The following is a 1,821-nucleotide window of genomic DNA, read 5'->3' on the forward strand; positions in this document are numbered from 1 at the left end:
TAAATCTTGCTTGTCAAGCGTTTAAAACATAAAAAACGCCAATATTTTAAAGCAGATAATAACCCCAGGGCTTCTTTTGCCTTTTTTTTCATTTGGTAAATTTCTTAATATTTATGGCTAAACGACAATCGTCATCCCTGTAAAGGTCAAGTATCCCGCTACGTGTTAGCGGCTAAGAGATACCCGGCGGTATGACGGTTCGTGGCGGCATGACGATAAGGTTCCAGTGTCAAGCGTTTGGCATGCAAATTTCCTTAAACGTTCGTAAACTCAAAACTTTACTTTAGGTCAAACTGCTGTATAGTGACTTTATAGCTTCAATTTTATAATGAATATACCTAGTATAGAAAATTGTGATCTTCACAATAAAGCCGTCTTACTCAGAGTTGACTTCAATGTTCCTATAAAAGATGGAGAAATTCGTGACGTCACTCGTATTTTGAGAGTATTGCCTACTATTCAGTATTTAGTGAATGCAAGTGCAAAGATTATTATTATATCGCATTTCGGACGCCCAAAGGCCAGAGACAATAATCTGTCGCTAAAAAATGTAATTGACACTTTATCGCAGTTACTAAATAAAAAAGTGAAATTCATTGATGATTGCGTTGGTGAAAAAGTGCAAAAAGCAGTGAGTGCTATGGATGCAGGAGATATAATATTACTAGAGAATCTAAGATTTTATAAAGAGGAAGAGCAAAGTGACTCAAATTTTGCCAAACAACTGGCATCTCTGGCGGATATATATGTCAATGATGCATTTTCTTGCTCTCACAGAGCTCACGCTTCTATTTCACGCATTACAGAATTTTTACCCTCCTATGCAGGATTTTGCTTGCAAGATGAGCTAAAGTATCTTGAAAAAGCTGTATCGTTTAAAGCTAAACCTATTACTGCGATAGTTGGAGGAGCTAAAATATCAACTAAAATAAAAGTGCTTATGAAGCTAACAGAAAAGGTTGATTACCTAGTTCTAGGTGGTGCAATAGCCAATAATTTTTTGTCATTTAGCAAAGTAAATATAGGGAAATCTTTCTTTCAAAATGGTGTTGACGACCTTCTACATAATATTGTTGAAACAGCAAATAAAAACAATTGCAAAATAGTTGTGCCAGAAGACGTTCTGGTTGCAGTAAACTCTGATTACAGCACTAGTATTTCAAGAAGAACTGAGTCCATTTTGGACGGTGATATAATTTTGGATATCGGACCACAAACTTTGAGTACAATAAGCAGTATAATAGCAAGCAGTAAGACTCTGCTGTGGAATGGACCTATTGGTGTTTTTGAACATTCAGCTTTTGCAAGTGGTACAATAGGGGTAATGAAAATCGTAAGTGACTTAACGCACAAAGGAAAGTTAACCAGCATAATAGGGGGAGGTGATAGTCTATCTGCAATAAGCGCTGCAGGCTTTACCGATAAGGATTTTACATATGTTTCCACTGGTGGAGGAGCATTTTTAGATTGGTTAAGTGGTGATGAAATGCCGGGAGTTGCTGCTCTGCAAAAATGATTAGATTAAAACTTTTTTAAATTGTTTCTTGTAAGCTAGCTTTTTTGTGAACGTGATTATGTCGAAGACAGTTAAACTAATTTTGTGTTTAATAATACCAATAATAGGATTTATTTTTTATATTAAGGATCATTATTTTCACACCGGCTATGTAGAAGAAAATGTTGAGGTCAATTTTGAACCATTTTTCAGTTCACAACCAGCCACCGTTTCCAGAATTATAGCATTTCTCATAATAGTCCGAACAGGTCATAGGAAGGCAGAATCAACAGCACGACGAAAGGATTCGAATAGAGGAATGTTTT

Annotated in this window: 1 protein-coding gene and 1 pseudogene; both read left to right on the forward strand. The window is 35.9% G+C overall.

Features of this window, described 5'->3' with window-relative positions; translation table 11 throughout:
- Positions 1-328: 328 nt before the first annotated feature.
- Positions 329-1,516, forward strand: a complete 1,188-nt coding sequence (locus OZD66_RS05170; protein ID WP_182367825.1) for a phosphoglycerate kinase — start codon at positions 329-331, stop codon at positions 1,514-1,516.
- 58 nt (positions 1,517-1,574) lie between these two features.
- A pseudogene (locus tag OZD66_RS05175) lies at positions 1,575-1,821 on the forward strand (hypothetical protein); the annotation flags it as partial.

The organism is Wolbachia endosymbiont of Drosophila baimaii (genome assembly GCF_028982185.1).
In the GTDB taxonomy this organism is placed as follows: Bacteria; Pseudomonadota; Alphaproteobacteria; order Rickettsiales; family Anaplasmataceae; genus Wolbachia; species Wolbachia pipientis.

Coding starts and splice junctions, on each gene's coding strand:
- OZD66_RS05170 (WP_182367825.1), top strand. CDS start 329: ATGAATATACCTAGTATAGAAAATTGTGATCTTCACAATAAAGCCGTC.